The sequence below is a fragment of the Stenotrophomonas sp. PD6 genome, from assembly GCF_049199305.1.
Taxonomy (GTDB): Bacteria; Pseudomonadota; Gammaproteobacteria; order Xanthomonadales; family Xanthomonadaceae; genus Stenotrophomonas.
In genome coordinates, this window is sequence record NZ_JBLZQD010000013.1 from 38,180 (window position 1) to 63,783 (window position 25,604).

The 25,604-nt window shown below is 67.4% G+C and carries 21 protein-coding genes; 7 read left to right on the plus strand and 14 right to left on the minus strand.

The window, feature by feature from the left end; genetic code table 11:
* Positions 1 to 248 precede the first annotated feature (248 nt).
* Positions 249 to 1,406, minus strand: a complete 1,158-nt coding sequence (locus tag ACOZHM_RS16060) for a PQQ-dependent sugar dehydrogenase (RefSeq protein WP_421570311.1) — start codon at positions 1,404 to 1,406, stop codon at positions 249 to 251.
* 175 nt (positions 1,407 to 1,581) lie between these two features.
* On the opposite strand from ACOZHM_RS16060, the gene yiaA reads away from it, so the two are divergent.
* The gene (gene yiaA, locus ACOZHM_RS16065; RefSeq protein ID WP_421570312.1) at positions 1,582 to 2,031 is read left to right on the plus strand and encodes an inner membrane protein YiaA; all 450 of its coding nucleotides are present in this window, start codon (positions 1,582 to 1,584) and stop codon (positions 2,029 to 2,031) included.
* A gap of 23 nt (positions 2,032 to 2,054) precedes the next feature.
* Here yiaA and ACOZHM_RS16070 read toward each other — a convergent pair whose 3' ends face one another.
* From ACOZHM_RS16070 to ACOZHM_RS16095, 6 genes are all read right to left on the minus strand, one after another.
* Positions 2,055 to 2,417, minus strand: coding sequence for a hypothetical protein (locus ACOZHM_RS16070; protein ID WP_421570313.1), 363 nt, complete (start codon positions 2,415 to 2,417; stop codon positions 2,055 to 2,057).
* A 92-nt stretch (positions 2,418 to 2,509) separates the two neighbouring features.
* Positions 2,510 to 3,802, minus strand: a complete 1,293-nt coding sequence (locus ACOZHM_RS16075) for an APC family permease (protein ID WP_421570314.1) — start codon at positions 3,800 to 3,802, stop codon at positions 2,510 to 2,512.
* Positions 3,799 to 4,593 (minus strand): L,D-transpeptidase family protein, encoded by a 795-nt coding sequence (locus ACOZHM_RS16080; RefSeq protein WP_421570315.1) that lies wholly within the window; start codon positions 4,591 to 4,593, stop codon positions 3,799 to 3,801. The genes ACOZHM_RS16075 and ACOZHM_RS16080 overlap by 4 nt, the downstream gene beginning before the upstream one ends.
* A gap of 17 nt (positions 4,594 to 4,610) precedes the next feature.
* Entirely contained in the window at positions 4,611 to 5,459 is an 849-nt protein-coding gene (locus ACOZHM_RS16085; protein ID WP_421570316.1) for a MurR/RpiR family transcriptional regulator, read from the minus strand.
* Between the two features lie 8 nt (positions 5,460 to 5,467).
* Positions 5,468 to 6,574, minus strand: coding sequence for a dipeptide epimerase (locus ACOZHM_RS16090; RefSeq protein ID WP_421570317.1), 1,107 nt, complete (start codon positions 6,572 to 6,574; stop codon positions 5,468 to 5,470).
* On the minus strand, positions 6,574 to 8,016 hold the full coding sequence (locus tag ACOZHM_RS16095) for an SH3 domain-containing protein (RefSeq protein ID WP_421570318.1): 1,443 nt from the start codon (positions 8,014 to 8,016) through the stop codon (positions 6,574 to 6,576). Before ACOZHM_RS16095 ends, ACOZHM_RS16090 begins: the two co-directional genes overlap by 1 nt.
* Before the next feature lie 132 nt (positions 8,017 to 8,148).
* On the opposite strand from ACOZHM_RS16095, the gene ACOZHM_RS16100 reads away from it, so the two are divergent.
* Entirely contained in the window at positions 8,149 to 9,651 is a 1,503-nt protein-coding gene (locus ACOZHM_RS16100; protein ID WP_421570319.1) for a transglutaminase-like domain-containing protein, read from the plus strand.
* A gap of 42 nt (positions 9,652 to 9,693) precedes the next feature.
* The gene (locus ACOZHM_RS16105) at positions 9,694 to 12,693 is read left to right on the plus strand and encodes a TonB-dependent receptor (protein WP_421570320.1); all 3,000 of its coding nucleotides are present in this window, start codon (positions 9,694 to 9,696) and stop codon (positions 12,691 to 12,693) included.
* A gap of 181 nt (positions 12,694 to 12,874) precedes the next feature.
* Here the strand turns inward: ACOZHM_RS16105 and ACOZHM_RS16110 are convergent, their stop codons facing one another.
* Positions 12,875 to 13,168: a hypothetical protein gene (locus ACOZHM_RS16110; protein ID WP_421570321.1), complete on the minus strand. Its 294-nt coding sequence runs from the start codon at positions 13,166 to 13,168 to the stop codon at positions 12,875 to 12,877.
* 103 nt (positions 13,169 to 13,271) lie between these two features.
* A complete protein-coding gene (locus ACOZHM_RS16115; protein ID WP_421570322.1) occupies positions 13,272 to 14,231 on the minus strand; it encodes a LysR substrate-binding domain-containing protein in 960 nt (319 codons plus the stop codon).
* A 161-nt stretch (positions 14,232 to 14,392) separates the two neighbouring features.
* Here ACOZHM_RS16115 and ACOZHM_RS16120 point away from each other — a divergent pair, with 161 nt between their 5' ends.
* Positions 14,393 to 15,274 (plus strand): DMT family transporter, encoded by an 882-nt coding sequence (locus ACOZHM_RS16120; protein ID WP_421570323.1) that lies wholly within the window; start codon positions 14,393 to 14,395, stop codon positions 15,272 to 15,274.
* A 7-nt stretch (positions 15,275 to 15,281) separates the two neighbouring features.
* Here the strand turns inward: ACOZHM_RS16120 and ACOZHM_RS16125 are convergent, their stop codons facing one another.
* Entirely contained in the window at positions 15,282 to 16,181 is a 900-nt protein-coding gene (locus ACOZHM_RS16125) for a peptidylprolyl isomerase (protein ID WP_421570324.1), read from the minus strand.
* Between the two features lie 158 nt (positions 16,182 to 16,339).
* Between ACOZHM_RS16125 and ACOZHM_RS16130 the strand changes: the two genes are divergently transcribed.
* Together ACOZHM_RS16130 and ACOZHM_RS16135 are read left to right on the plus strand one after the other, a co-directional pair.
* Complete coding sequence (locus tag ACOZHM_RS16130) at positions 16,340 to 16,705, plus strand: PadR family transcriptional regulator (protein WP_421570325.1); 366 nt, start codon at positions 16,340 to 16,342, stop codon at positions 16,703 to 16,705.
* Positions 16,702 to 17,724 (plus strand): sensor domain-containing protein, encoded by a 1,023-nt coding sequence (locus tag ACOZHM_RS16135; protein WP_421570326.1) that lies wholly within the window; start codon positions 16,702 to 16,704, stop codon positions 17,722 to 17,724. The genes ACOZHM_RS16130 and ACOZHM_RS16135 overlap by 4 nt, the downstream gene beginning before the upstream one ends.
* A gap of 81 nt (positions 17,725 to 17,805) precedes the next feature.
* On the opposite strand, the gene ACOZHM_RS16140 is transcribed toward ACOZHM_RS16135, so the two are convergent.
* Both ACOZHM_RS16140 and ACOZHM_RS16145 read right to left on the minus strand, forming a co-directional pair.
* Positions 17,806 to 19,119, minus strand: coding sequence for a polyhydroxyalkanoate depolymerase (locus ACOZHM_RS16140; protein ID WP_421570327.1), 1,314 nt, complete (start codon positions 19,117 to 19,119; stop codon positions 17,806 to 17,808).
* A gap of 162 nt (positions 19,120 to 19,281) precedes the next feature.
* Positions 19,282 to 19,875 carry a class I SAM-dependent DNA methyltransferase gene (locus ACOZHM_RS16145; RefSeq protein WP_421570328.1) on the minus strand — a complete coding sequence of 198 codons (594 nt, stop codon included), beginning with the start codon at positions 19,873 to 19,875 and terminating at the stop codon, positions 19,282 to 19,284.
* Positions 19,876 to 20,036: 161 nt separating this feature from the next.
* Between ACOZHM_RS16145 and ACOZHM_RS16150 the strand changes: the two genes are divergently transcribed.
* Complete coding sequence (locus tag ACOZHM_RS16150) at positions 20,037 to 20,492, plus strand: CopD family protein (RefSeq protein ID WP_421570329.1); 456 nt, start codon at positions 20,037 to 20,039, stop codon at positions 20,490 to 20,492.
* A 151-nt stretch (positions 20,493 to 20,643) separates the two neighbouring features.
* Here ACOZHM_RS16150 and ACOZHM_RS16155 read toward each other — a convergent pair whose 3' ends face one another.
* Both ACOZHM_RS16155 and dnaE read right to left on the minus strand, forming a co-directional pair.
* Entirely contained in the window at positions 20,644 to 21,603 is a 960-nt protein-coding gene (locus tag ACOZHM_RS16155; protein WP_421570330.1) for an acetyl-CoA carboxylase carboxyltransferase subunit alpha, read from the minus strand.
* Between the two features lie 79 nt (positions 21,604 to 21,682).
* Entirely contained in the window at positions 21,683 to 25,264 is a 3,582-nt protein-coding gene (dnaE, locus tag ACOZHM_RS16160; protein WP_421570331.1) for a DNA polymerase III subunit alpha, read from the minus strand.
* Positions 25,265 to 25,604 lie beyond the last annotated feature (340 nt).

Consider the following 25,604-nt stretch of genomic DNA (forward strand, 5'->3'; position numbering starts at 1 on the left):
TTTCTTCTACTTTAATTCCCTCGTCCCCCCCCCCCCCCCCCCCCTCCCCCCCCCCCCCCCCCCCCCCCCCCCCCCCCCCCCCCCCCCCCCCCCCCCCCCCCCCCCCCCCCCCCCCCCCCCCCGCCTGTCGGCGTGACGCACGCCGGTAGGGTTGCATCCCAATCAACTGCCGTGGAGCTACCCGCGTTCGGTGACGGCATGAACATCGGCGGGGAAGGCCGGGCATCGCCCGGCGCTCCCATCTCGCATCACCCCTTCGGCGTCAGCTTCAACAGCTTCCCGTTGCTGCCATCTTCCAGCAGCCAGATCGCGCCGTCCGGGCCCTGTTCCACCTCACGGATGCGCTCGCCCATCAGGAACCGCTCCGCTTCACGTGCGTTGTCGCCGTCGAACGCCACCCGCACCAGCGAAGTGGACGACAGCCCGCCGATGAAGCCACTGCCGGTCCACTGCGGGAACAGCTTGCCGCTGTAGATGATGAAGCCGGCCGGCGAAATCACCGGCGTCCAGGTCACCTTCGGCGCGGCGAACTCCGGGCGCGTGTTGTGGTCGGGAATGTCGCGGCCGTCGTAATGGTTGCCGTTGGACACGATCGGGTAGCCATAGTTGGCGCCGCGCGTGATCAGGTTCAACTCATCGCCACCGGCCGGGCCCATCTCGTGCACCCACAGCTTGCCGCGCGCGTCGAAGGCGATGCCCAGCGCGTTGCGGTGGCCTAGCGACCACACCTGCGCCGCCACGCCGCCCTGCGAGGCGAAGGGGTTGTCGGCCGGCACGCTGCCGTCGTCGTTGAGGCGGATGATCTTGCCCAGGTTGCCGGACATGTCCTGCGCCGGATCGAACTTCTGGCGTTCGCTGGAGGTGATCCACAGCTTGCCATCCGGGCCGAAGGCCAGGCGGTGGCCGTAGTGGCCCTTGCCCTCCACCTTCGGGGTCTGGCGCCAGATCACCTTCAGGTCCTGTAGCGTGCCGCTGCCGTCGGCGGCGAGGACCAGCCGCGCGCGTGCCACGGCGGCGCCGCGGGTGTCGTTCTCACCCTCTTCGGCATAACTCAGGTACACGAACTGATTCTTCGCGAACTGCGGGTGGGGCAGCACATCGCCCAGTCCGCCCTGGCCGCCGTAGGCAACCTTCGGCACGCCCTTGATCTCCGCGCTCTTGCGGGTGGTCACGTTGAAGTGCTTAAGCGTGCCCTCCTTCTCGGTGACCAGCAGGCTGCCATCGGGCAGGAAGGTCATGGCCCAGGGCTGGTCGAAGCGCGCGAATTCGGTGGCCGTGAACGGCCATTGCGCCTTCTCGATGGCCGGCGCGGCGGCCTTTCCGGGCGCATCGGCGGCGACGCAGGCCGTTGTGAACAGGGCCGGGGTGGCGGCGAGGGCGAGGGTGAGCAGCAGGCGGCGGGTCATGGGAAATCTCCAGAAGGGGACGCGAATGGCCAGCCGTTGTTGTACACCATGGCCATCAACGGGGCGTGGACCATAGGTCACCCGTAGGCGGGTGCGGGGGAATCGGCTACCGTAGGCGCCGGCTGTCCGGGGGACGGCTGGCGCGGCACACCGCCATCAAAACGGAGTTTGAACAATGAAATCGCAGGTCACCAAACCGTCTCCGGCGTTCATCGCCGCCTCGTGGACCGCCCTGCTGCTGGGTGCCGCGGCCTATCTGGTCGGCCTGTTCAACGCCGAGATGGCGCTGAACGAAAAGGGCTACTACCTGACGTTGCTGCTGTTTGGCCTGTTCGCCGCCGTGTCGCTGCAGAAGAGCGTGCGCGACCGCGTCGAAGACATTCCGGTCAGCGGCCTGTACTACGCCCTTTGCTGGTTCGCACTGCTGGCCTCGCTGCTGTTGCTGCTGGTGGGCCTGTGGAACGCGACCCTGCTGCTCAGCGAGAAGGGGTTCTACGGCATGGCGTTCGCGCTGAGCCTGTTTGGCGCCGTGGCCGTACAGAAAAACACCCGCGACCTGATGGCCGCAGGTGAGGGTGCTGAAGATCGCGGCCGCGCCATTCCGCCGATTCCGGGCAACGAATAGCGCCAGCGCTGTCGCGCGGTACGTTACGTGCCGCGCGGTACGCCCTTGTCCAGGTGCGCCTGGTGCAGGGCGGTGGATTCATCCCAGCCACGGCGCACCGCGTTGCGGGCCTGTTCCCAGGTCAGCTTGCTGGTGGCCTGTTCACGCGCCCAGCGCGATTCCAGCTCGGCTTCCACCTGCTCGTAGGCCTGTATCATCTCATCGGCACGGGTACCGCCAAGGCGCGCGCTGTGGCCCAGGTAATAGGCCGGTTCGTAATCGTCGAACGTCTGCTCGCTGTCGTAATACGGCTCGGCGCTGAAGCGCTCGCGCCAGTAATCGGAGACCGCTTCGCGCGGCACGCCGTCTTCCGGCACCCGGCCGGGAATCTGGTAATCAGTGCTCATGTCTCGCTCCGGTGGGGTGAGGCTTCACCGTACCCAGCACCGGGTTAACGCCATGGGCGCGCGGGGTGAACGGCGCATCAAGCGCCGCGCCCTCACGCCTCCTTGCGCGGCAGCAGGTAGATCACCGCGCCCACCGCGAACGCGATCAACGCCGCCGCAATGTTCTGCCAGCTCGCACTGGCGAACAGAGCCAGGCACAGCACCAGCGCAAGGATCGGAATCAACGGCCCACCCGGCAGCTTCAGCGCGCCGGGCCGGTCGCGGAAGCGCCGGGCCAGCACGATCACCGCGGCCGCCGTGCCGATATAGGCGAACAGTCGCGTGGTCATCGACAACAACGCCAGCTGTACGAACGAACCCGACAACGCCAACGCGAGCGCGATCAGGCCCTGGGTGATGATCGCCGCGGCCGGCGTGCGGAAGCGCGGATGCACCTGCGCCAGCAGCTTCGGGCCGTAACCATCGCGGGCCAGCGCGAACAGGAAGCGCGGGCCCATCATCATCGTGTTGCTGTTGGTGCCCAGGATGGAGATCGTGGCGCCCACCGTCAGGATCAGCGCCAGCGCTTCGCCGCCGAACCCGGCCGCCGCATCCGCCAGCGGCGTGGCCGACGTGGCCAGCCCGGGCAGCGTGCCCTGCGCCACGAACTGCACCGCACCGTAGATGACGGTGACGGTGATGATCATCGTGATCAGCGCGAACGGAATGTCGCGGCGCGGGTTGCGGTACTCGCCGGCCGCGGCCGGAATGTTCTCGAAGCCGGCATAGGCGTAGAGCAGCAGCAACGCGGCTTCACCCATGCGCTGCAGGTCGTGCGGGTCCGGGCGGGTGCCGGAGAAGGCCAGGTCGGTGTCCACGTAGAACGCGCCGATCGCCACGAACAGCAGCAGCGGCAGCATCTTGCCGATCACCAGCACGATGCCGGTGCGCGCCGCCGACCGTACGCCGGCCACATTCACCGCCGTCAGGAAGCCGAGCGACGCCACGATCACCAGCACCCGGCCCACGTCGTGCCCTGCCCACGGCCAGAACCGCGCCACCGCATCGGCCAGCGCGTTGCTCAGTGCCGCCGCCGAACTGATCCGGGTCAGCCAGATCATCCAGCCGATCTCGAAGCCGGCGAAGCGACCGAACGCCTCGCGCGCATACAGGTAGCTGCCGCCGGGCTCATCGAAGTAACTGGCGGCCTGCGCATAGCAGAACACCAGCAGCGCCACCACGATGCCCGCCGCCACCACACCCCACAGGCTGAAGGGGCCGAGCAGCAACACGGTGGCCGCCGGCAGCAGGTAGATGCCGCTGCCGATCACATCGTTGATCGACAGCCCCACGATCTGCCAGCGGCTGACCGCGCGTTCCAGTTGCGGTTCGGGCGCGGCACTCATCGCGCCGCCTCGGCGAGCGCCGGGAGCGTCCACGCCTTCTGCAGCCGCTGGTACTGCGCGCGCGGCAGCAGTACGAACAGCGGCCGCTGCGCCGGGTCCAGCCAGGCCAGCAGGTCGTGCATGTGTTCGGGCTGCATCGCCGTGCAGCCGGCGGTAGCCTCACCGGGCGTGCGCCACAGGTGCGCGAAGATGCAGCTGCCACGGCCTGGCGTGGCGCCCGGATTGTGTTCGATCACGAACCCCTCTCGGTAGCGCATGTCGCCCTTGTTGTGCAGGTCCAGCCGCATCGGCTCGGTGGAGCCTTCCACCGCCTCGGCGCCGACCACCTCGGCATCGACGATGCGGTTGTAGTACTTCGAGTCCGGTACGTCCATGCAGTAGCTGCTCTCCAGCATCGGCTGGTAACGCAGCGCGCTGGCGATCTTTGGCGCATAGCCGAACGCCGGGCCAATGGTGAAGACGCCGGCGGGGCTGCGCCCGTCGCCTTCCTGCTTCACCGGGTCGCCCGGCTGCTGCGGCCCGCCGCCGAACGGCGCTGGCAGCACGCCCACACCCCAGGCACTGCCGTTGCGGCCCACCGCCACGTCAAACGCGGCGCCGTGTGGCTGCCAGCCCTGCGCGGTGCGTGCGTACGCCTGCAACCGGCCGTGGGTGGCGTCCCAACCGTCCGTGGTGACCACGATCATCTGGCCGTTGTCCTGCAGCGGCGTGGCCACCGGGGTGAGTGCCGAAGCGGGCAGGGCGCTGGCAACCAGCACGGTGGCAAAGGCGGTACGCAGCAGCGACAGCATCGGGTGCACTCCGGGAATCAGGTGTCGATCAGGTGTTCGATCCGTTCCAGGTTCACCCCGAGCTGGCGGTGGCGGTCCGGGTTGGCGTGGCAGAGCAGCACGAACATGAAGTCCAGCAGCGACTGCAAGGCAGAACGGTACAACAGTTGCGCCACGTGCGGCGCCGGGTCGTGCGCGCACACCACCAGTGCGCCGTCGGCATGCGCGCGCAGCGGGTTGGCGCTGTGCCGGGTGATCGACACCACCTTGCCGCCCACGTCCTGGAACTGGCGCGAGAGCTGGAACAGCTGTGGCATCTTGCCGAACTCGGAAAACACCAGCATCACATCGCCGGGACGCGCGGCCGACAGATTGGCCATCATCAGCACCGGGTCGGCGTGGTGCACGGTGAGCATGCCCAGCAGCGACAGCCGCATCGCGAATTCGCGCGCATACAGGCCGTCGTCGCCCAGCCCGTACACGAAGACCTTCGGCGCCCCGTCGATCAGCCGCACGATGGCCTCCACGTCGGCCTGTGCGTTGGCCAGCCGGGTCTCCTCGTCGGCCGCGCTGCGGCTCAGGCGCAGGCGTTCGGCAATCTGCGCGTAGTCGTCGCCGGGCTCGGCGGCAGGAGGGCCGGCGCCGGCGTCGCTGCCGGCGCGCGCCACCGCCTGGCCGATCGAATACTTCAGGTCCGGGTAGCCCTTGAAGCCGAGCTTCTGGCTGAACTTCACCACGCTGGACTGGCTGATGCCCAGCGCGCTGGCCAGCTGCTGCGAGGAGTAGTCGCGCAGCAGATGGGCGTTGTCGAGAATGAAGTCGGCGATGCGGCGTTCGATCGCCGACATGTGGTCACGCTCGGACCGGATTTTTACCAGGGGCGGCATAGGTAGGGTCACCAGCGCGGCGGCGTCAACATTTCCAAACCCCGCACCTCGGTGATGCCCAAACCGGGCGCGTCGCTGATGGTGATCTCCGACTCGTTGAAATGCACCCCTCCCGTGACCGGATTGAACTGCCCCAGCGAAGGGCCGTCCAGGTCCACCTTGGTGATGATCCCGCTCTTGGCCACCGCCAGGTGCACCGCCGCGGCCACGCTGATGCTCGATTCGATCATGCAGCCGATCATGCACGGCACCCCGTAGATGGCGGCGATGTCGGCAATGCGGATGGCGTTGGACAGCCCGCCGGTCTTCATCAGCTTGATGTTGATGATGTCGGCGGCGCGCTGCTGGATCAGGTCGAATACCTGGCCCGGGTTGAACACGCTCTCGTCGGCCATCACCGGCGTGTTGACCCGGTCGGTGACGTACTTCAGCCCGCTGATGTCGGCCGCCTTCACCGGTTGCTCCAGCAGCTCCAGCACCACCCCGGCCTCTTCCAGCGCGCGCATGGCGTATACAGCCTGCTTGGCCGTCCAGCCCTGGTTGGCGTCCAGCCGCAGCAGGGCGCGGCCCTGCACGGCGGCGTGGATCGCCTTCACCCGCTCGATATCCAGCCCGATGTCCTTGCCGACTTTGATCTTCAGCGACTCGAAACCGCGGTCGATCGCCGACAGCGAATCGGCCACCATCTTGTCGATGTAGTCCACGCTGATGGTGATGTCGGTGGTGATCACCGGATCGCCACCGCCCAGCATCTGGTACAGCGGCGCCTTGTGCAGCTGCGCCCACAGGTCGTACACCGCGATCTCCACCGCGGCCTTGGCACTGGTGTTGCGCTCCATCGAGGACTGGATCAGCGCGCAGTTGCGGTTGAGCTCGGCCACGTCCTGACCAACGAGGCGCGGCTTGATGAAGGTGTTGATCGCTTCGATGATCGAGCCGTGGGTATCGCCGGTGATCACCGCCGTGGCCGGCGCCTCACCGTAACCGGTGTGGCCGGTGTCGGTGCGCACCAGCACCACCACGTCTTCCACCGTGTCCACGGTGCGCAGTGCGGTTTTGAACGGGGTCTTCAGCGGCACGCGCAGCATGCCAAGTTCAATGTCGGTGATTTTCATCAAGGAGTCTGGGGCCGGATGCGCTGGATGTTGGTGATGCGGTCGATGTAGCTCACGGTGTCGCTGGCCATCATCGGCTCCAGCGGAGTCACCGAAACGCCGTTGAGGTGGGCCTGCACACGCTTGCCGTCGGGGCCGAACCAGCTGCCGCCGGCGGTGTCATGGATCATCCACGTCTGCCCGTCGAGCTGGCCGATGCTGACCATCACGTGGCCGGGGATGTAGACCAGGTCGCCTACCTGCAACTGCTGCACGGCCGCGTTGCGCTTGGCCTTGCTGTCCTTCGCAGTGAAGGCGACGCGGTCCAGCGCGGGACTGATCGCCTGCGCGCTGGTATTGCGCGGCATCAGCACGCCGAAGCTGCGGTAGATCTCGGACACGAAGCCGCTGCAATCGCGGGTGTCGTAAGCGTGGCCCCAGCCGTAGCGCTCGCCCAGGAACTTGAAGCTCTGGGTGAGCAGGTTGCGTGGGGTGAGCGGCAGGTAATCGCTGGCGGTGTCCTGCGAGCGCGGCAGCAGGGCCGGCACCAGCGCCAGCGTGCCGTCTTCATTGCGCACCGGCAGCTGCACCACGTGCGCGGCATGCGCCTGCTGTCCGTTCACGGCCTGCGCCATCGGCCAGTCGGTTAGCACCGGCAGGCGCACGCCCATGTCCAGCTGCAGCCGCGACACGCGCGGTTCTTCCGGGGTGAACGCGGTATAGGCGGTGGCGCCGGTTACCACCCGGTACGGGCCGTGCTGGCCATAGCCGAGCACCGTGGCGGCGTCGCCCACGCCCACGAAGCGCTTTTCGATCCATGCCGAATAGCGTTCGCTGGTAATGAACAGCCACTGCCCGTCGGCGCTTTCATGCAGCACCGCCACCGCGTCGCCGGGGAACAGCGCCGACTCCTGGAAGCGGTCTATATCGGTATCGTCCTGCGAGGTGAACACCCGCAGTGTGGTCGGAAACGCGCGCAGTGCGGCGCGGTGGGTGACCAGGCCGTACCGCAGCGGGCGCTGGGCGGCGATGGCATCCAAGCCAAGGTTCGCCTCGATCGCTGTGCGTGCGCCGGCCGCAATCGGCGTGCCGTCTTCACCGAACAGCGCCTTCTGCGGCCAGCGCGACAGCGCCTGGATGTCGGCCAGTACGGTCGCGCGCGGCAGCTGGGCTGGCAGGGCGCGCAGGTCGTGAATGGAGGTGTCTTCGGCGCGCATCCGGCTGTTCTGCGCCGCAATGCCGGCGCGATCCAGGATCACCCGGTCGGCATCTGGCAGCCGGGCAGCCCAGAAGGTGGGGTCCAGGTAGGCCTCGCGCAGCCCGACCACGCCGGCGAAATCGGCCGGAGCGGCAACAGGCGACTCGGCCCAGACGGCACCGCCGGGCAGGGCGAGCACGGCGGCCAGCAAGGCACGCGCTGGCCACGCAAGCCGCACGGGGCGGCGGGGGGAAGCCTGGATCATGGAGCGGTCATCCTCCTCGAAAGCGTCAGGAATATTTATTCCTTTTTCCAGCGAAAGCAAGAATAAATTATTGACCACCTGTCAGGCCCGTGTTACACAGCGATTACCACCTGCACCTTGGGAAGTGTCGCCGTGGATCCTGTTGTACGCAAACCGCGTTCGCTCCATCACATCGTTCGGCGCACTGCGGCTTGCCTGCTGCTGGCGGCGCCGTCGGTGTGGGCGCAGCCGGTCGCGACGCTGCCCGATGTCATCGTCGCCATCGACCAGGGCCACTTCGCCACGTCGGATGCCGACATCGCCAAGGCGATAGTGGACCCGTCCGTGGGGCCGTACCTCCGGGGTGACTACGCCTACCAGCGCGAGCGCATGCGCCGCATGCGGCTGGATTTCAGCCTGGATGAGGCTGGGGCCAAGGCCCTGCTGCGCAAACAGATCCCGGACTTGCGCGACGATGAATTCGCGCGCTGGGATGCCGCCGGCCTTCTGGAACACCTCGACATCGACGGCCAGCGCCGCTACTTCAAGCGTGCGCCGTCGAACCTGTTCCGGCTCAGCGCAGAGGCCAGGGCGCGTCGCGCGCCCGGTGTCCCGCTGCCGGTGGATGGCCCGTACGAAAACCTCGCCCCGCACCATCGCGAAGTGATCGCTGCCGCCAAGGCCAGCGGCGCCACCAGCGTGGCACCGCGCCGGGTGGAGGTCACCCAGTCGCTCACGGTGAAGGCCGACGCGGTGCCCGATGGTGAGCTGCTGCGCGCCTGGATTCCCTACCCGCGCGCGATTCCCGGCCAGCAGGAAGACATCACCTTCCTCAGCGCCACCAACTGGATCGATGGCATCGACGGCAGCGTCATCGCGCCTGAAACAGCGCCCCAGCGCACGCTCATGATGCGGCAGCACGCCGTCGCAGGTAAGCCCACCCGCTTCGAGATCCGCTACGCCGTGACGGTGTACGCCCGTCATTTCGACATCGATCCGGCCCGGGTGCTGCCCACCCCGAACGATCCCGCGTTGCAGCCCTACCTGGCCGAGCGCGCGCCGCACGTGGTGTTCACCCCGGCGCTGCGCGCGTTCTCGCAGCGCGTCGTGGGCGACGAGACCAACCCGTACCGCATCGCGCAGAAGCTGTTCGACGCCGTCGACCAGATTCCGTGGGCCGGCGCCCGGGAATACTCCACCATTTCCAACATCAGCGATTACGCCCTGCATGCCGGCCACGCCGACTGCGGCCAGCAGACCCTGCTGCTGATCGCGCTGCTGCGCCTCAACGGCGTTCCCGCGCGCTGGCAGTCGGGCATGGTCTATTCGGACGACGCGGTGGGCTACAACAACCTGCACGACTGGGGCGCGTTGTACCTGGCGCCGTACGGCTGGGTGCCGATGGATGTCACCACCGGCCGGCTGGACAGCCCGGAGCCGGCGCTGCGCGACTTCTACTTCGGTGGGCTCGATGCCTACCGCATCGCCTTCAACGACGACTTCCAGCGGCCGCTGGTGCCGGCGGTGTCCTTCGCACGCGCGGACAACGTCGATTCGCAGCGCGGCGAAGTCGAATGGTCCGGCGGCAACCTGTACTTCGATCAATGGAATTACGACTTCCAGTCGCACGTTGTGCCTGTGGAGTCGACGCGGTAATTGGCGGTATCACCATTTCACCCTTGAAGGAGAGAGCAGGGAATGAAAGCGAACAGTTTGAAGCGGGCGGCGCTATGCGTCGCATTGGGTGCGTGCCTGGGCGTCGTGGCGCCAGCGGCAATGGCGCAGGACGGCTCGGTGGCGGGCAGGCTGGTAAGTGAGCCAGGCCAGAAGCTGGACGGCGCCACGGTCACCGTGCGCAACCCCGCGACCGGCTTCGTGCGCTCGGTGCGCGCCGATGCCAATGGCAGCTACCGCATTCCCCTGCTGCCGGTGGGCACCTATGACCTGGAAGTGGCCGTGGCCGGCGGCGCGCCCGCCCGCGTGGGCCAGGTCAACGTCACTCTGGGCAACGCCACCACGGTGAACGTGCCGGTCAGCGGCGTGAGCACGCTCGGCGCCGTGCAGGTACGCGCGCCGCAGGTGGTGAACATGGTGGATGTGCGCTCCACCGAATCGGCCACCAACATCACCCGCGAAGAACTGTCGCGGCTGCCGGTGGACCGCGACATCACCGCCGTGGCGCTGCTGGCGCCTGGCGCGGTGAAGGGCAAGGGCTCGCTGGGCGGGCAGGGCATTTCCTTCGGCGGCTCGTCGGTGGCCGAGAACACCGTCTACGTCAACGGCCTGAACGTCACCGACTTCTACAACCGGGTCGGTTTCTCGTCGGTACCGTTCGGCTTCTACCAGGAATTCCAGGTCAAGACCGGCGGCTACTCGGTGGAATTCGGGCGCAGCACCGGCGGCGTCATCAACGCCGTCACCCGCTCGGGCACCAACGAATTCCAGACCGGCGCGCAGCTGGTGGTCGAACCGCGTGCATGGCAGTCGCAGGCGCGCGACCGCTACGACAGTGACGGCAGCCGCTACATCACCGCCAGCCGGGACGACTACTCGCGCAGCGCACTGAACGTGTTCGCTTCCGGTGCGCTGGTGCAGGACAAGCTGTTCTTCTTCGGCATGTACGAAGCGCGCGACTACCGCCCCAGCTCCACCAACGACGCCGGCACCGTATTCAACCGCGGCAGCGCGGACGATCCGTTCTGGGGCGGCAAGATCGACTGGCAGATCACCGACAACCAGATGCTGTCGCTGTTCGGCTTCTCCGACAAGAGCGACACCACCACCGACGTCTACAAGTACGACTACGCCACCGGTGCCACCGTGGGTGATCGCACCAACCAGATCTACAACACCGTGGGCGGCAACAACTGGTCCGGTACCTACAGCTGGCAGGTCAGCAACGACCTGACCATGAAGCTCATGTACGGCGAGAACAAGCGCAACCGTACGCAGAGCAGCCTGATGGACCAGAACTGCAACCGCGTGTTCGACAACCGCACCGCCAGCCAGGGCGTGCCCACCGCGTTGCAGGGCGACCGCAGCTGCACCAGCAGCTCGCAGGTGGAAACCGCGCTGGATACGCGCAAGGCCGCCCGTGCGGACTTCGAGTGGGCCCTCGGCGACCACCTTCTGCGCTTCGGCCTGGACCGCGAAGAGAACACCTCCGATTACGAGCGCACCTACCCGGGTCCGGGCGGGCTGCGCTACGACATCTACTACCGCACCCCCGGCAGCTCGCTCAACGGCGGCACCGTGCCGGCCAGCGGCCTGGTCGCACGTACCCGCCGCTATGAAGTGGCCGGTTCGTTTGAAACCATCAACTCCGCGTACTACCTGGAAGACAACTGGCAGGTCACGCCCAACCTGCTGCTCAACATCGGCGCGCGCGTGGAAGGGTTCGACAACAAGGGCGGCGACGGCGACAGCTACATCAAGATCGACAACATGTTCGCCCCGCGCCTGGGCTTCTCCTGGGACGTCAAGGGCGACGGCACCACCAAGGTCTTCGGCAACCTGGGCCGTTACTTCCTGCCGGTGGCCAACGTCATCAACATCAAGCAGGCCGGCGGCTTCCTGGACGAGCGTACCTGGTACGAATTCCTGGGCTACTCCGGCGGCAGCAACAACATCCCGGTGCTGGGCAACCAGATCGGCCCGGTGGACAACTCGCAGGGCGATGGCAGCGTGCCGGACCTGCGCGCCGAAGTGAACCGCGACATGGACCCGGTGTACCAGGACGAAGCGATCCTCGGCTTCCAGCACATGCTGAGCGAGTCGTGGTCGGTCGGCGCCAGCGTCACCTATCGGCGCCTGAACAACGCCATCGACGACATGAACATCACCGCCACCGGCCAGTGCGGCGCCATCGACGGCGTGTGGATCATGGGCAACCCCGGCCGCACCAACACCGTATGGGGCGACACCGATTGCGACGGCAGCAATGACGGCTGGATCAACATCGACACCTCGCGCGAGGGCTGGGCGCTGTACGACGACGATGGCAACTACGTCGGCCAGCGCGGCTGGGTCAAGCCCAAGCGCGACTACAAGGCGCTGGAACTGCAGGTCGACCGCGCGTGGGACGGCAAGTGGGGCTTCAACGCGTCGTATACCCTGGCCTACGGCAAGGGCAACGCCGAAGGTCCGGTCAATTCCGATACCGACTTCGCCGACTCGGGCCGCACCGAGAACTTCGACAACCCGTGGGTGAACTACCGCGGCTACGGCTACCTCGCCAATGACCGCCGCCACCAGTTCAAGTTCCGTGGCAGCTATGCCGTTACCGAAAACCTGACGGTGGCCGCCACCCTGGGCATCCAGTCGGGCAGCCCGATCACCCGCTTCGGTGCCGGGAATCCGTTCGACGCCACCGACTTCCACAGCTACTACGTGTGCGTGTCCAACTGCCAGTCCAGCGTTCCTTCCGAACGCGTGTTCGTGCACTCGCCGCGTGCCGGCGACGGCCGCACGCCGTGGACCTACGACCTGGACATGAGCATCGCCTACAAGGTGCCGGTGCCGCTGGACCTGAGCGTGAAGCTGGCGGTGTACAACGTGCTCAACCAGCAGCGTATCGTGGCGGTGGACCAGGACTACGAGCCGCAGGACAGCATCGGCACGCCGAACCCGCTGTACGGCTACGGCACCGGCTTCCAGTCGCCGCGCTATGCGCAGCTCACGGTGACGTGGAACTATTGAGGGCATGAGCGCCCCGAGACGATGGGCCTGGTGTGCGGGGGGCGCGGGGGGGGGGTTGTCCCCCCGGGCGGCCCCCCCGCCCCCGGGCCAGCGCCGCGGGGGGGCCCCCCCCCCCCCGGCCCCCCCCCCGGGGGCCCCCCCCCCGGGGGGGCCGCCCGCCCCGGATGCGCCTCCGAAAGGCTCAGCCTTCGTCGGTTTCGTATTCGACGAACACATCCAGTTCCAGTGCAAGTTCCTGCACCGCATCGCGCACCTTCTGCGCGGTGTTTTCGTTGCCGACCTCGACTTCCAGTTCATGGATGCCCGGCCCGATATCGTCGGACAAGCCGGCGGAGCTGGAATCATCGTCGTCCATATGCGGCATCAGGTCGTCGGTTTCCTCGACGTGCTCGATCCCCTCGATGCTCTGGAGCAGGTCGCTGATGGCACGCGCGTTGTCCTCGCTGCCGGTGATCCTGAGTCGCAACATGGCCATGGATGGGTCTCGCGGGGGAAGGGGAATTCCACCCTAACGATCTGGCGGACAAAACCGGGTGAATGTCCCCCGGCGCCGGCAGCTCACGACCCCCGCCGGTAGCTCACGACCGTTGGTCGTAAGGCGTCTCGTCGCGAGGCCGGCCAAGCAACTCATCCGGCAACGCCGGTATGGGCGTGCGTTCGTCCTGCGCCTCGCGTTTGAGCCAGTCCATGAACGCCAGCGCGGTGGGGCTGAGCGGGCGGTGCTCGGGATGCACCACGTAGTAGGCGTAGCGCGCCTTCAGCGCAGGGCCCGGCAGCCGCACCAGCTCGTAGCGCTGCAGGTAGGGCTGGGCGATGTGCTTGCGCGCCAGCACCGCGCCGATGCCATACACCGCCGCACGCATGGCGTCGGTGCTGTCGCTGAAGATGTGCTGTGCCGGCAGGTCCAGCCCGCGCACGCCGGCGGCACGGAACCAGTCGCGCCAGCCCTGCGGCGACATGTCGCTGATCAGCGGCAGCGTGGCGATCTGGGCGGGCTCGCGCAGTGCCGACAGCCCGGGCAGGGCGGGCGAGGCGACCGGGCACAGTTCGTCATCCATCAAATGGTGCGCGGCGAGCCCCGGCCACTGCCCCAGGCCATAACGGATGCCCAGCTCAGGACCGTTCTCGTCGAAGCGCACCAGTTCGCTGCTGGTCTGCAGTTCGATGCGCATGCGCGGGTGCAGGCGGCTGAAGCGCGGCAGCCGCGGCACCAGCCAGCAGTACGAGAGCGAGCGCAGGGTGGTGACCCGCAGCGGCACGATGTCCGCCTGCGGGTGCAGGTTGCCCGCCACCGCGTTGAGATCGCTCAGCGCCGCCGCCGCTGCGTCGGCCAACTGCCGGCCTTCGGCGGTCAGCCGCACCCCGCGCGCCTGGCGCTGGAACAGCACGGTGCCAAGCAGTTCCTCCAGCCGCCGTACATGGTGGCTCACCGCGCTCGCGGTCAGGTGCAGCTCCTGGGCGGCATGGGCGAAGTTCTGGTGGCGCGCGGCAACCGCGAACACCCCCAGCGCGGGCAGCAGGGCAGGGCGCAGGATCATCGGCAAGACCCAAATCATATTTGTGGCTGGCATGGATACTACGCGCTTGTGGGGCGTGCGCGGCAGGCGGATGCTGTCTCCCTGATTCCCGGAGCCCTGCCCATGCCGCTGTTGCCGTTGCCTTCCCCGCGAGCCTGCCAACGCGCTGCCGGGGGCCGCCCGTGAGCGGCGCACCCGTGGCCGCCGGGGCGGTTGAACGCGACTGGCGCACACCGTTGGAGCTGACCCTGCTGGGTGCCATCTGGGGCTGCTCGTTCCTGTTCATGCGGGTGGCGGTGCCGTCGTTCGGCCCCTACGCGCTGGTCGAGGTGCGCTTGCTGCTGGGCGCGTTGGTGCTGCTGCCGTTCCTCTGGCAGGCGCGCGCGCAGTTCCCGGCCCGCCGCTGGCGGTGGCTGGTACCGATCGGCCTGATCAACTCGGCCATCCCCTTCGTGTTGTTCGCCTGGGCCGCGCAGCGTGCACCGGCCGCCATCGGCGCGATCTGCAATGCCATGACGGTGCTGTTCGCGGCGTTGATCGCGTTCCTGTTCTTCGGCGAAAAGATCGGCATGCGCCGCGCCATCGCGCTGCTGGTCGGTTTTGCCGGGGTGGTGGTGCTGGCCACGGCCAAGGTGTCCGGGTTGAGCATCGGCGCGGCGGTGATCGCCGGTTCGCTGGCCGCGCTGCTGTACGGCCTGGGCGTGAACCTGGTGAAGCGGCACATGACCGGGCTGCCGCCGGCCGCCTCCGCAGGTGCCACGCTGGGCAGCGCCGCGCTGCTGATGCTGCCGTTGGCGCTGACCCACTGGCCCAGTGCGCCGATTCCGACGCTGTCCTGGGCCTGCGCCATCGCACTGGGCGTGGTCTGTACCGGCTTCGCGTTCCTGATGTTCTACCGCCTCATCGCACGCATCGGCCCGGCGCGCGCCTCCACGGTGACCTACCTGGTGCCGATGTTCGGCGCGCTGTTCGCCTGGCTGTTCCTTGACGAGCCGGTGACGCTGGCGATGGTGATCGCCGGCGCCTTGATCCTGGGCAGCGTCGCCGCCAGCCAGAAGCGCTGAGCGCCGGTTAGCGCACCGGCACCGGAATGTTGCACAGGTCGATGTGGCCGGCGGCGCGCTTGTAGAAATCATCCACGCGGTTGCGCCGTGCCTCGACCGTGTCGGTGAACGTCTTCGACTCGGTACGCAGCACCTGCAGGGTCGGCCGCTGCGCTTCCGGCAGGTCGCTGACGCGCTGGATGGAGCGGATGGCCGTGCGCTGGCCCGGGTCGGCATAGAAGCCCATCGGCGCCGGCCCGCGCGGCAGCGCGCTGAGCAGTTCCATGCCCTTGAGTACGCGGCCCACCACGGTGATGTTGCGGTCCAGCTGCCGCGGTGACTGGCCGGTCACAACGTAAAGTTCTGCACCGATGCTGCTGTCTTCCTCGTTGTTGCGGCCTGCGCCCAGGGCGCCGTAGCAATGCGCCAGCCAGGTCTTGCCGTCCTTGCTGTCCTGGCCCACTGCGAAGCCATCGACGAAGCCGGTGCGCTCGGCCCAGCCGTCACGGTCGGGCAGCAGGGTGACCGCCAGCCCCTTGCTGTCGCGCTGGAACTCGGCCGGCAGTTTGCGCTTGGCCGAGCCCAGCGGCTTGGCCTTGGCCGCATCGTCGGCATCGGCGTCGCCGAACTGCACCACGAAGTTGTCCTGCGCGCGGTAGATGCTTTCGCCGTCCCAGAAGTGCTCATGGGCGAGCGTCTGGATGTTGGCCACGTGCTGCGGCGCGAAGGCCGGCGCCAGCTCGATCACCACCTGGCCGGCGTCCAGGTTCATCAGCAGCAGATTGGCCGGGTCGGGCGTGCGCCAGTCGCTGGCGGGCGAGGCCTCCAGGATCTGCTGCGCGCTGCGGTAAGGCGTGGCCGCCGTGGCAAGGCCCGGAAGCAGGCAGGCGAGGGCAAGCGCGAGCAGGGCAGGACGGCGTGGCGACATGGTGGACCCCTTGTTGGTAGACCTCCGATTCTGCGCGATGCCCGCCTCCGCCCGCCAGCAGCCGGTTCAGGCCCCTGTCCGCCGGCAGGGTGACTAACGGCACGTTCGCTATAGCTGACTTCACACTAGTGTTGACTCCACGCTAGCTGGAGAAGGTCATGAGCGATCACGAGGCCCACCTGAAGAAGTTCCAGAAGGAGCTCAGCGCCGGCACGGTGTCGCTGGCGCTGCTGGCGGTGCTGGCCAAGGCCGGGGAGCCGCTGTACGGCTACCTGATCGCCAAGGAGCTGGAGCGGGTCGGGGAGGGCGTGCTGAGCGGCAAGCAGAGCGCGCTGTACCCGGTGCTGCGCAACCTGGAAGGGGCCGGGTTGCTGGAAAGCCATATCGAGCCGTCGGTGGCCGGGCCGCCGCGACGCTACTACCGCATCAACGACCGTGGTCGGGAGGTACTGGAGCAATGGACCCAGGCCTGGCGCGCCACCCGCGATTCCGTCGATTCCGTGTTGGAGGGGATACTGCAATGAACGACCAGAGCATGTCAGGCGCGAGCCTGCCGACCACCATCGGGCAGTACCTGGCGCAACTGCGCGCCGCGCTGCACGATGCCGATCCGGCCATGGTGCAGGACGCGCTGTACGACGCCGAGGAATACCTGCGCTCGGAACTGGCGGCGCAGCCGGGCCGCAGCGAGGCCGAGGTGATTGCCGACGTTGCCGGCAGCTACGGCGCGCCGGAGGAAGTGGCCGAGATCTACCGCGAGACCGAGATCACCGTGAACCGCGCGCTGCGCACGCCCAGTGCCAGCGTGCGACCGATTGCACGGGTGGTGCCGGCGCAGGTGGCGCCGGGGGCAGCGGCCGCGGCCGCGAGCGCCGCGACCGGCGGGGAAGCACCGCCTGCCGAGCGGGCGCCGCCTCCGCCGCGTTCGGCACTGGGGCGCTTCTTCGGCGTCGCCTTGGAGCCGCGCACCTACGGCGCGCTGTTCTACATGTTGCTGTCGCTGGCGACCGGCATTTTCTTCTTTACCTGGGTAATCACCGGGTTGTCGCTGTCGCTGGGGCTGCTGATCCTGATCATCGGCATACCGCTCACGGTGCTGTTCTTCGGCTCGGTACGCGGCCTGGCGTTGCTGGAAGGGCGGCTGGTGGAAGTGCTGCTGGGCGAGCGCATGCCGCGCCGGCCGCGTTATGCCGACCGCAGCCGCAGTTGGCTGCAGCGGATCGGGGACATGTTCACCGACGGGCGCACCTGGCTGACGATGCTGTATTTCATGCTGATGCTGCCGCTGGGCATCATCTACTTCACCATCGCGGTGACGCTGCTCACGGTGTCGCTGGTCTTCATCTGGGCGCCGGTGGCCTCGATGTTCGCGCTGGGCGCGCCGAGCCTGTACTTCGAGAGCGAACTGGTGGTGTTGCCGCTGTGGGCCACCCCGGCGCTGGCGGTACTGGGTGTGGTGCTGCTGTTCTGCACCATGCACCTGGCGCGCGTCATCGGCCACCTGCACGGGCAGATGGCGAAACACCTGCTGGTGCGGTTGTAAGGCATCCGGCATAGCGGTGCGCGGAAGGAGAGCAGCCACGCATGGCGTGGCTCTACCGCAGGTTAGGGTCGTAAAACGACCTTAACCTGCTTTCTTTCGGATCGGCGTGACATTGCTCGCGGCCTTGGCCGCCTTCTTCGGCTTCACCGCCGCCTGTGCGTTGGCGGCGAAGAAATCGCGCACCTTCGGGTACACGGTTTCGCGCCAGCGGCGGCCGCTGAAGATGCCGTAATGGCCGGCGCCTTCGACGATGAAATGCTCGCGGCGTTCGGCCGGAATACCGGTGCACAGTTCCTGCGCGGCCTCGGTCTGGCCCAGGCCGGCGATGTCGTCCAGCTCGCCTTCGATACTCAGCAGCGCGGTGCCGGTGATCGCCCCCGGGTCCACGCGCTCGCCCTGCACATACCACTCACCGCGCGGCAGCAGGAAGTCCTGGAACACCACCTGGATGGTGTCCAGGTAGTAACGCGCGGGCATGTCCAGCACGGCGTTGTATTCGTCGTAGAAACGGCGGTGCGCGTCGGCGTCTTCCATGTCGCCCTTCACCAGGTCGGCGTAGAAGTCCCAGTGCGAACTGAAGTGACGGCTGGGATTCATCGACAGGAACCCGGCGTGCTGCAGGAAGCCCGGATACACGCGCCGGCCCGCGCCCGGATAGCCCGGCGGCACGGTGTGGATCACGTTGTTCTCGAACCACGAGAGCGGGTTCTGCGTGGCCAGGTTGTTCACCGCGGTCGGGCTGCAGCGCGCATCGATCGGGCCGCCCATCATCACCAGCGAACGCGGCGTGGTTTCACCGCGGCTGGCCATCAGCGAGACGGCGGCCAGCACCGGCACGGTCGGCTGGCACACGCTCACCACGTGCAGCTTCTCCGCGCCGAGGTGGCGGATGAATTCCTGCACGTAGGCGATGTAGTCGTCCAGCCCGAAGTCGCCGTCACTGCCCGGCACCATGCGCGCGTCGACCCAGTCGGTGACGTACACGCGGTGGTCGCGCAGCAGGGTGCGCACGGTATCGCGCAGCAGGGTGGCGTGGTGCCCGGACAGCGGCGCCACCACCAGCACGAACGGCTGGTTGAGCATGGTGTTGAGCTGGTCGGCTTCGTTGCTGTGGCGCTTGAAGCGCAGCAGCTTGCAGAACGGCTTGCTCACCTCTTCGTGCACCACGATCGGCACGCGCTCGCCATCGACCTCGATTTCGTTGATGCCCCACTCGGGCTTCTCGTAATCCTTGCCGATGCGATGGAACAGCTCGTTGACCGCCGCCAGGCGCTCGGCGCCGGGCATCTGCGACCACCAGTGACCCTGGTTGGCGAAGAACTTTGCGTTGGCCTGGGCCTGGTGCACCCACGGGGCGAGCATGTTGCGGGTCAACTCATGCAGTTGATAGAGCATGACGTCCGAATATGTATGGTCTTATGTTGCCGCGCAGCATATAGCAACCGGGGCAGACGCGCCTTAATAGGCAGATTGTCGCAGCGAGGCCTGAGATGGTAGAGCCACGCCGCGCGTGGCTACCTTCCAATCGGGCACCGCGAAGCCACGCAAGGCGTGGCTCTACCTCGCGCGTTCCAGCGCGGCGGCCTGGCCGGCCAGCGCCGGCGACAGCCAGCAGTGCGACCCCAGCGCCGTGAAACCCTCGGCCTTGAGCTGGCGGCGGTACCAGGCCGCCGGGCGGGCCTGGAAGCCCTCGTGGTCGCCCTCGAACTCGTCCTCGGCGGTGAACGCCTCCAGGAACGCGACGCCCCCGGTGAGCTCGGCGAAACCGGCCAGGGCCGGGCGCAGCTCGCGGGTGGGCACGTAGTGCATCACGTCCGAACAGACCAGTAGGTCGACCGGCGCGCACGGGCGCAGCCAGGCGAAGTCACCCACCCGTGCCGGATGCAGGTTGCGGCTGCGGCCGTAGCGCTGCACGGCGTAGTCGCTGCTGTCGAAGCCCATGTACTGCACGCGCGGGCGCAGCTTGAGCAGCGGCGCACGCCAGGCGCCTTCCCCGGCGCCGATGTCCAGCACGCTGCGGATCGGGCGTTCCAGGTAGTACTCGGCACTGGCCACGGCCAGGGCGACCTTGCGCGCCAGGCGCGCGGCGCCGCCGGTCTGGTCGGGCTGGTACCAGCGCTGGAAGTAGGCCTGGTCGTAGGTTTTCTGCATGAGGGATGTGCATTTGGGTGAAAGCGGCGCTTATCGTACGGCGTCGCGCGCGCGGATGCGTCGTTGAGGTGTGGCGAAGGGTCGCGTCAGCCACCCATGGGGTGGCTCTACGGGTCATGCGAGAATGGCGGCCAATCCACGCCAGCCGCCGGAGCAAGCGCATGCAGTCCTACTACTGGGTCAAGACCTTCCACCTGCTGTTCGTGGTGGCGTGGATGGCGGCGGTGTTCTACCTGCCGCGGATCCTGGTCAACCTGAGCGAGACCGCTGGCCAGCTGCCGGTGACCGAGCGCCTGCAGCTGATGGGTCTGCGGTTGTACAAGTTCGGCCACATGATGTTCGGCTTCGCGCTGATCCTGGGCTTGGTGCTGTGGCTGGGCTACCGGGTCATTCCGGATTTCCCGACCATGGTGGCGCCGGGCGCGGCCGGCTGGCTGCACGCCAAGCTGGGCCTGGTGGTGCTGCTGCTGGTGTACTACTCGTGGACCGGGCGGCTGCTGAAGGGGGCGGTGAAGGGCAAGGTGCTGCCGTCCTCGCGCGCGCTGCGCTGGTTCAACGAGCTGCCGCTGGTGGTGTTCATCGGGGTGGTCTGGTTGGTGTTGGCCAAGCCTTTCTGAGGAGTTTGGGTTCGCGTTGACACGCATGGCGTGTCACTACCGGTTCGCATACCGGCGTAGGGACACGCCGTGCGTGTCCAGCGCGATGCCGAAGACCAAAAAAAACCGGGCATGCGCCCGGTTTTTTCGTTGCGAAGTACGCGGCAGCCAATCAGGCCGCTTCGTACGCGCCGTAGCTGCGCAGCCGCTCATAGCGCTTCTGCAGCAGCTCTTCGGTGGAGAGCTTCTCCAGCGCGTCCAGCTCGTTCAGCAGCACGGCCTTCAGGCGCTTGGCCATCTGGCTCGGGTTGCGGTGGGCGCCGCCGGTGGGCTCGCGCACCATCTTGTCGATCAGGCCCAGGCTCTTCAGGCGCGGGGCGGTCATGCCCAGCTGCTCGGCGGCGTCCTTGGCCTTGCCCGCGTCCTTCCACAGGATCGAGGCGCAGCCTTCCGGGGTAATGGTGGAATACACGCTGTATTCCAGCATCACGGTACGGTCGCCGACGCCCAGCGCGAGCGCGCCACCGGAGCCGCCTTCGCCGATCACCGTGCAGATCACCGGCACCTTCAGTTCGGCCATTTCCAGCAGGTTGCGCGCGATCGCCTCGGACTGGCCGCGCGATTCGGCGTCGATGCCCGGCCACGCGCCGGCGGTGTCGATCAGGGTCAGCACCGGCAGGCCGAAGCGTTCGGCCATCTTCATCAGGCGCAGCGCCTTGCGGTAGCCCTCCGGCTTGGGCATGCCGAAGTTGCGCTTGATCTTTTCCTTGGTGTCGCGGCCCTTCTGATGGCCGATCAGCATCACCGAGCGGCCGCCGATGCGGGCCAGACCGCCCATGATGGCCTTGTCGTCGGCGAAGGCGCGGTCGCCGGCCAGTTCCTGGAACTCATCGCAGAAGATGCGGATGTAGTCGGCGGTGTACGGGCGGGAAGGATGCCGGGCCAGCTGCAGCACCTGCCACGAGGTCAGGTTGCGGAAGATCTGCGCGGTGCGCATCCGCAGCTTGTCCTGCAGGGTGCGCACTTCGGCCTCGACATTGACCGCCGGGCCGGCGCTTGCGCTGCGCAGCTCCTGGATCTTTGCCTCCAGATCAGCGATGGGTTGCTCGAAGTCGAGGTAGTTCGGATTCATCGGAAGCCGTCGTGAAGAAAAGAGGGAAAGTGTAGCCGAATGCGTCGAAATGCCCCGTACGCCGTCGTCTGGTAGGGGCCTAATTCGCCCATGGCGGGCTGTACCGGACTTTCAGGGTCCGCACCGCCGGGTCCGCCCGCAGCGCGTCCACCAGCTGGCTGTCCACCCGCACGGCCACGTCGCCGGCCACGTCCAGCATGCCGGCCACGGGCCCTTGCCCGGTGCCCAGCAGCAGGTCCAGGCGCAGCGGTGTGCGGCCCGGGCGGTGACGGTCGAGCAGGGCATTGACCCGCGCCCACACTGGGTCGCCCTGGCGCAGGTCGAGACGCAGCGACAGACGGGTGGCGTAATTGGCGCAGATTTCCTCGAAGTCCCAGACCTGGCGGATGCGCAGGGCATACCCGCCATTGAACTCGTCCTCGCGCAGTCCGCCCTTGACCACCAGGATGCGGTCCTTGGTCATCAGATGGCCGAATTCGGCCAGGCCGTCGGTGAACGCGCTGCATTCGACCCGCCCCTTGCCGTCCTCAAGCTGCATGAAGACCTGGCTCTCGCCCTTGCGGCGCACGCCCACCACCAGGCCGGCCAGGATCACCGGGGTCTCCTGGCGCCAGGCGCGCTTCTCGCCGTCCTTGCTGGGACGGGCGGGGGGAATGAGTTTTTCCAGCATGCCCAGGTCGGTGCCGACCAGTTCCTTGACGTCGTCGGCATGCGGGTCGAAGGGGTGGCCGCTGAGATAGAAGCCCAGCGTCTCGCGCTCGCCGTCCAGCAACTGGCCCAGCGCCCATTCCTTGGCCTCGGGCAGGTCCAGCTGCAGCGCAGTGCTGACCGGGTCGGGCGCGCCGAACAGCGAGTTCTGGCCGGAGGCCTTCTCGCGCGACATCTGGTCGGTGGCCTTGAGCACCTCGGGCAGCTGCAGCATGAGCGAGGCGCGGTTCTTGCCCAGCCCATCGAGCGCGCCGCAGTTGATCATGGCTTCGAGCGTGCGCCGGTTGAGCTTGCCCGACTCGATGCGCATGCAGAAATCCAGCAGCGAGTTGTAGCGGCCGTTGGCCAGGCGCTCGTCGACCACTGCCTCGCACGCACCCTGGCCGACGCCCTTGATGGCGCCCAGGCCGTACTGGATGGTGTCGGCGCTGGAGGCCTCGAACATGTACGCCGATTCGTTCACGCGCGGCGGCAGCACGGTCAGGCCGAGGTTGCGCACCTCGGCCAGGAAGCCGACCACCTTGTCGGTGTTGTCCATGTCCGACGACAGCGTGGCCGCCATGAACTCGGCCGGATAGTGGCGCTTGAGCCAGGCGGTCTGGTAGCTGACCAGCGCGTAGGCGGCGGCGTGCGACTTGTTGAAGCCGTAGCCGGCGAACTTCTCCATCAGGTCGAAGATTTCGTCGGCCTTGGGGCCGTCCACGCCGCCCTTGGCCGCGCCTTCGCGGAAGATTTCGCGGTGCTTGGCCATTTCGGCCGGCACCTTCTTGCCCATCGCGCGGCGCAGCAGGTCGGCGCCGCCGAGCGAGTAACCGCCCACGATCTGCGCCATCTGCATCACCTGCTCCTGGTACACCATGATGCCGTAGGTGTCTTTCAGGATCGCTTCGGTACGCGGATCGGGATAGATGATTTCTTCCTGGCCGTGCTTACGCGCGTTGAAGGAGGGAATCAGGTCCATCGGGCCGGGGCGGTACAGCGACACCAGCGCGATGAGATCTTCGAAGCGGTCGGGGCGCGCGTCCTTCAGCAGGCGGCGCATGCCCGAGGATTCGAACTGGAACACCGCGCCGGTGTTGCCGTTGGCGAAGATGTCCTTGTAGGTCGGGGCGTCGTCGAGCGGCAGGGCGGTGATGTCCACCGGCGGAATGCCGGCGCGCGCATGGCGCTTGTTGATCGCCTTGACCGCCCAGTCGATGATCGTCAGCGTGCGCAGGCCGAGGAAGTCAAACTTCACCAGGCCGATTTCTTCGACGTCGTTCTTGTCGAACTGGGTCACCGGGTTGCGGCCGCGGCCGCCTTCATCGTGTTCGGCGAACAGCGGGCAGAATTCGGCCAGCGGCTCGGGCGCGATCACCACGCCACCGGCGTGCTTGCCGGCGTTGCGGGTGAGATCCTCGAGCTGGCGCGCCAGGTCGATCAGGTCGCGGACGTCGTCTTCGTTCTGGTAGCGCTGGATCAGCTCCGGCGATGCCATTTCCGAATCCTTGCCTTCGCCCATCGCGTCCTTGAGCGAGATGCCCAGGATGTTGGGGATCAGCTTGGACACGCCATCGACCAGGCCATACGGGAAACCGAGCACGCGCCCGGAGTCGCGCACCACGGCCTTGGCGGCCATGGTGCCGTAGGTGATGATCTGGCTGACGCGTTCGCGGCCGTACTTGCGCGCGACGTAGTCGATGACTTCGTCGCGGCGGTCCATGCAGAAGTCGATGTCGAAGTCGGGCATCGACACGCGTTCGGGGTTGAGGAACCGCTCGAACAGCAGGTTGTACGGAATGGGATCCAGATCGGTGATCTGCAGTGCCCACGCCACCAGCGAGCCGGCACCGGAACCACGGCCGGGGCCGATCGGAATGCCCTGGTTCTTGCCCCACTGGATGAAGTCGGCCACGATCAGGAAGTAGCCGGGGAAGCCCATCTTGATGATGGTGGCCAGCTCGAATTCCAGGCGCTCGAAGTAATCGGCGCGGGTCTTGCCTTCGGCCAGCGGATTCTTTTCCAGGCGCGCTTCCAGGCCCTTGCGCGATTCGCTGCAGATCCAGCTGTCCAGCGTTTCGTTTTCCGGCACCGGATAGTTGGGCAGGAAGTAGGTGCCCAGCCGCATTTCGATGTTGCAGCGCTCGGCGAGCGCCAGCGTGTTGTCGATGGCGTCGGGAATATCGGCGAACAGCGCGCACATTTCCTCCGGCGACTTCAGGTACTGCTGGTCGCTGTAGTCGCGCGGGCGCTTGGGATCATCGAGCACGCGGCCGGAGGAAATGCACACGCGCGCTTCGTGCGCGCTGAAATCGTCCGGGCGCAGGAAACGCACGTCGTTGCTGGCCACCACCGGCAGGCCACGCTGCCCGGCAGCCACGAGCGCAAACTGATTGAAGGCCTCTTCGCCCTCACGACCGGTACGGGTCAATTCCAGGTGCAGGCCATCGCCAAACACGCGCTGCCAGTCGGCGAGCTGCTGCTCGGCCAGGTCATGCCGGCCTTCGCCGGCCAGGCGGCCGGCCAGGCTGTCGCGGCCCGCCAACGCAAACAGGTTGTGGCAGCCCGCTTTGAGCCAGTCGGGGTGCACGGCCACGCCGCCCTCGGGACGGTGGCCTTCCATCCAGGCGCGGGTAAGCAGACGCGAGAGGCTGAGATAGCCTTCGCGGTCGCGGCACAGCAGGGTCATGCGCCAGGGGGTCATGCCCTCTTCGGCGATCATGATGTCGGCACCGGCAATCGGCTTGATGCCGACGGTTTCAGCGGCCTTGTAGAACTTGACCAGCGCGAACAGGTTGTTCAGGTCGGTAACTGCCAGCGCGGGCAGCTTCAGTTCGACGGCGCGGCTGAGCAGGTTGGCCTGCTTGGCCTTTTTCGGGTCAGCCTGATCCGGTTTCGCCGGGACACGGATGGTCGAATCCGCCAGCGAAAACTCGGTGTGGACGTGCAGATGTACGAATCGGGAAGTGGACATGCCGGACCAATGTAATGCCCGGTCAGGGTATCCGCGCGGGGAACCACGAACAAGGCTTGACAGGGGGTTGGGTTAAGGCGGAAGGCTGGAGCAACGGCCAGAGCCAGAGCGCTTGGGCGGCAGGTCTATCGGCTGGGGCGCCGGCGGGGGCAGGGGTACGGGACGCGTCGTAAATCCATCCCTGGAGGCTCTCTTGCAACGTCCATGTTGCAAGGAAAGGTCCCGTACCCCTACCCCCGCCGCCGCCCCCAACGGAAGGTCGGCTCGCACGGGAGAGCAGGAGCAAGGGCTTCGCCTTTGACCTCCGTTGGGCACCTGCCAACTTTCAAAGGGCGGTGGC

What these genes read in the sequence shown, in the direction of transcription:
- ACOZHM_RS16060 (WP_421570311.1), bottom strand. Translation starts at nt 1,406, where the DNA reads ATGACCCGCCGCCTGCTGCTCACCCTCGCCCTCGCCGCCACCCCGGCC.
- yiaA (WP_421570312.1), top strand. Translation starts at nt 1,582, where the DNA reads ATGAAATCGCAGGTCACCAAACCGTCTCCGGCGTTCATCGCCGCCTCG.
- ACOZHM_RS16070 (WP_421570313.1), bottom strand. Translation starts at nt 2,417, where the DNA reads ATGAGCACTGATTACCAGATTCCCGGCCGGGTGCCGGAAGACGGCGTG.
- ACOZHM_RS16075 (WP_421570314.1), bottom strand. Translation starts at nt 3,802, where the DNA reads ATGAGTGCCGCGCCCGAACCGCAACTGGAACGCGCGGTCAGCCGCTGG.
- ACOZHM_RS16080 (WP_421570315.1), bottom strand. Translation starts at nt 4,593, where the DNA reads ATGCTGTCGCTGCTGCGTACCGCCTTTGCCACCGTGCTGGTTGCCAGC.
- ACOZHM_RS16085 (WP_421570316.1), bottom strand. Translation starts at nt 5,459, where the DNA reads ATGCCGCCCCTGGTAAAAATCCGGTCCGAGCGTGACCACATGTCGGCG.
- ACOZHM_RS16090 (WP_421570317.1), bottom strand. Translation starts at nt 6,574, where the DNA reads ATGAAAATCACCGACATTGAACTTGGCATGCTGCGCGTGCCGCTGAAG.
- ACOZHM_RS16095 (WP_421570318.1), bottom strand. Translation starts at nt 8,016, where the DNA reads ATGATCCAGGCTTCCCCCCGCCGCCCCGTGCGGCTTGCGTGGCCAGCG.
- ACOZHM_RS16105 (WP_421570320.1), top strand. Translation starts at nt 9,694, where the DNA reads ATGAAAGCGAACAGTTTGAAGCGGGCGGCGCTATGCGTCGCATTGGGT.
- ACOZHM_RS16110 (WP_421570321.1), bottom strand. Translation starts at nt 13,168, where the DNA reads ATGGCCATGTTGCGACTCAGGATCACCGGCAGCGAGGACAACGCGCGT.
- ACOZHM_RS16115 (WP_421570322.1), bottom strand. Translation starts at nt 14,231, where the DNA reads ATGATCCTGCGCCCTGCCCTGCTGCCCGCGCTGGGGGTGTTCGCGGTT.
- ACOZHM_RS16125 (WP_421570324.1), bottom strand. Translation starts at nt 16,181, where the DNA reads ATGTCGCCACGCCGTCCTGCCCTGCTCGCGCTTGCCCTCGCCTGCCTG.
- ACOZHM_RS16130 (WP_421570325.1), top strand. Translation starts at nt 16,340, where the DNA reads ATGAGCGATCACGAGGCCCACCTGAAGAAGTTCCAGAAGGAGCTCAGC.
- ACOZHM_RS16135 (WP_421570326.1), top strand. Translation starts at nt 16,702, where the DNA reads ATGAACGACCAGAGCATGTCAGGCGCGAGCCTGCCGACCACCATCGGG.
- ACOZHM_RS16140 (WP_421570327.1), bottom strand. Translation starts at nt 19,119, where the DNA reads ATGCTCTATCAACTGCATGAGTTGACCCGCAACATGCTCGCCCCGTGG.
- ACOZHM_RS16145 (WP_421570328.1), bottom strand. Translation starts at nt 19,875, where the DNA reads ATGCAGAAAACCTACGACCAGGCCTACTTCCAGCGCTGGTACCAGCCC.
- ACOZHM_RS16150 (WP_421570329.1), top strand. Translation starts at nt 20,037, where the DNA reads ATGCAGTCCTACTACTGGGTCAAGACCTTCCACCTGCTGTTCGTGGTG.
- ACOZHM_RS16155 (WP_421570330.1), bottom strand. Translation starts at nt 21,603, where the DNA reads ATGAATCCGAACTACCTCGACTTCGAGCAACCCATCGCTGATCTGGAG.
- dnaE (WP_421570331.1), bottom strand. Translation starts at nt 25,264, where the DNA reads ATGTCCACTTCCCGATTCGTACATCTGCACGTCCACACCGAGTTTTCG.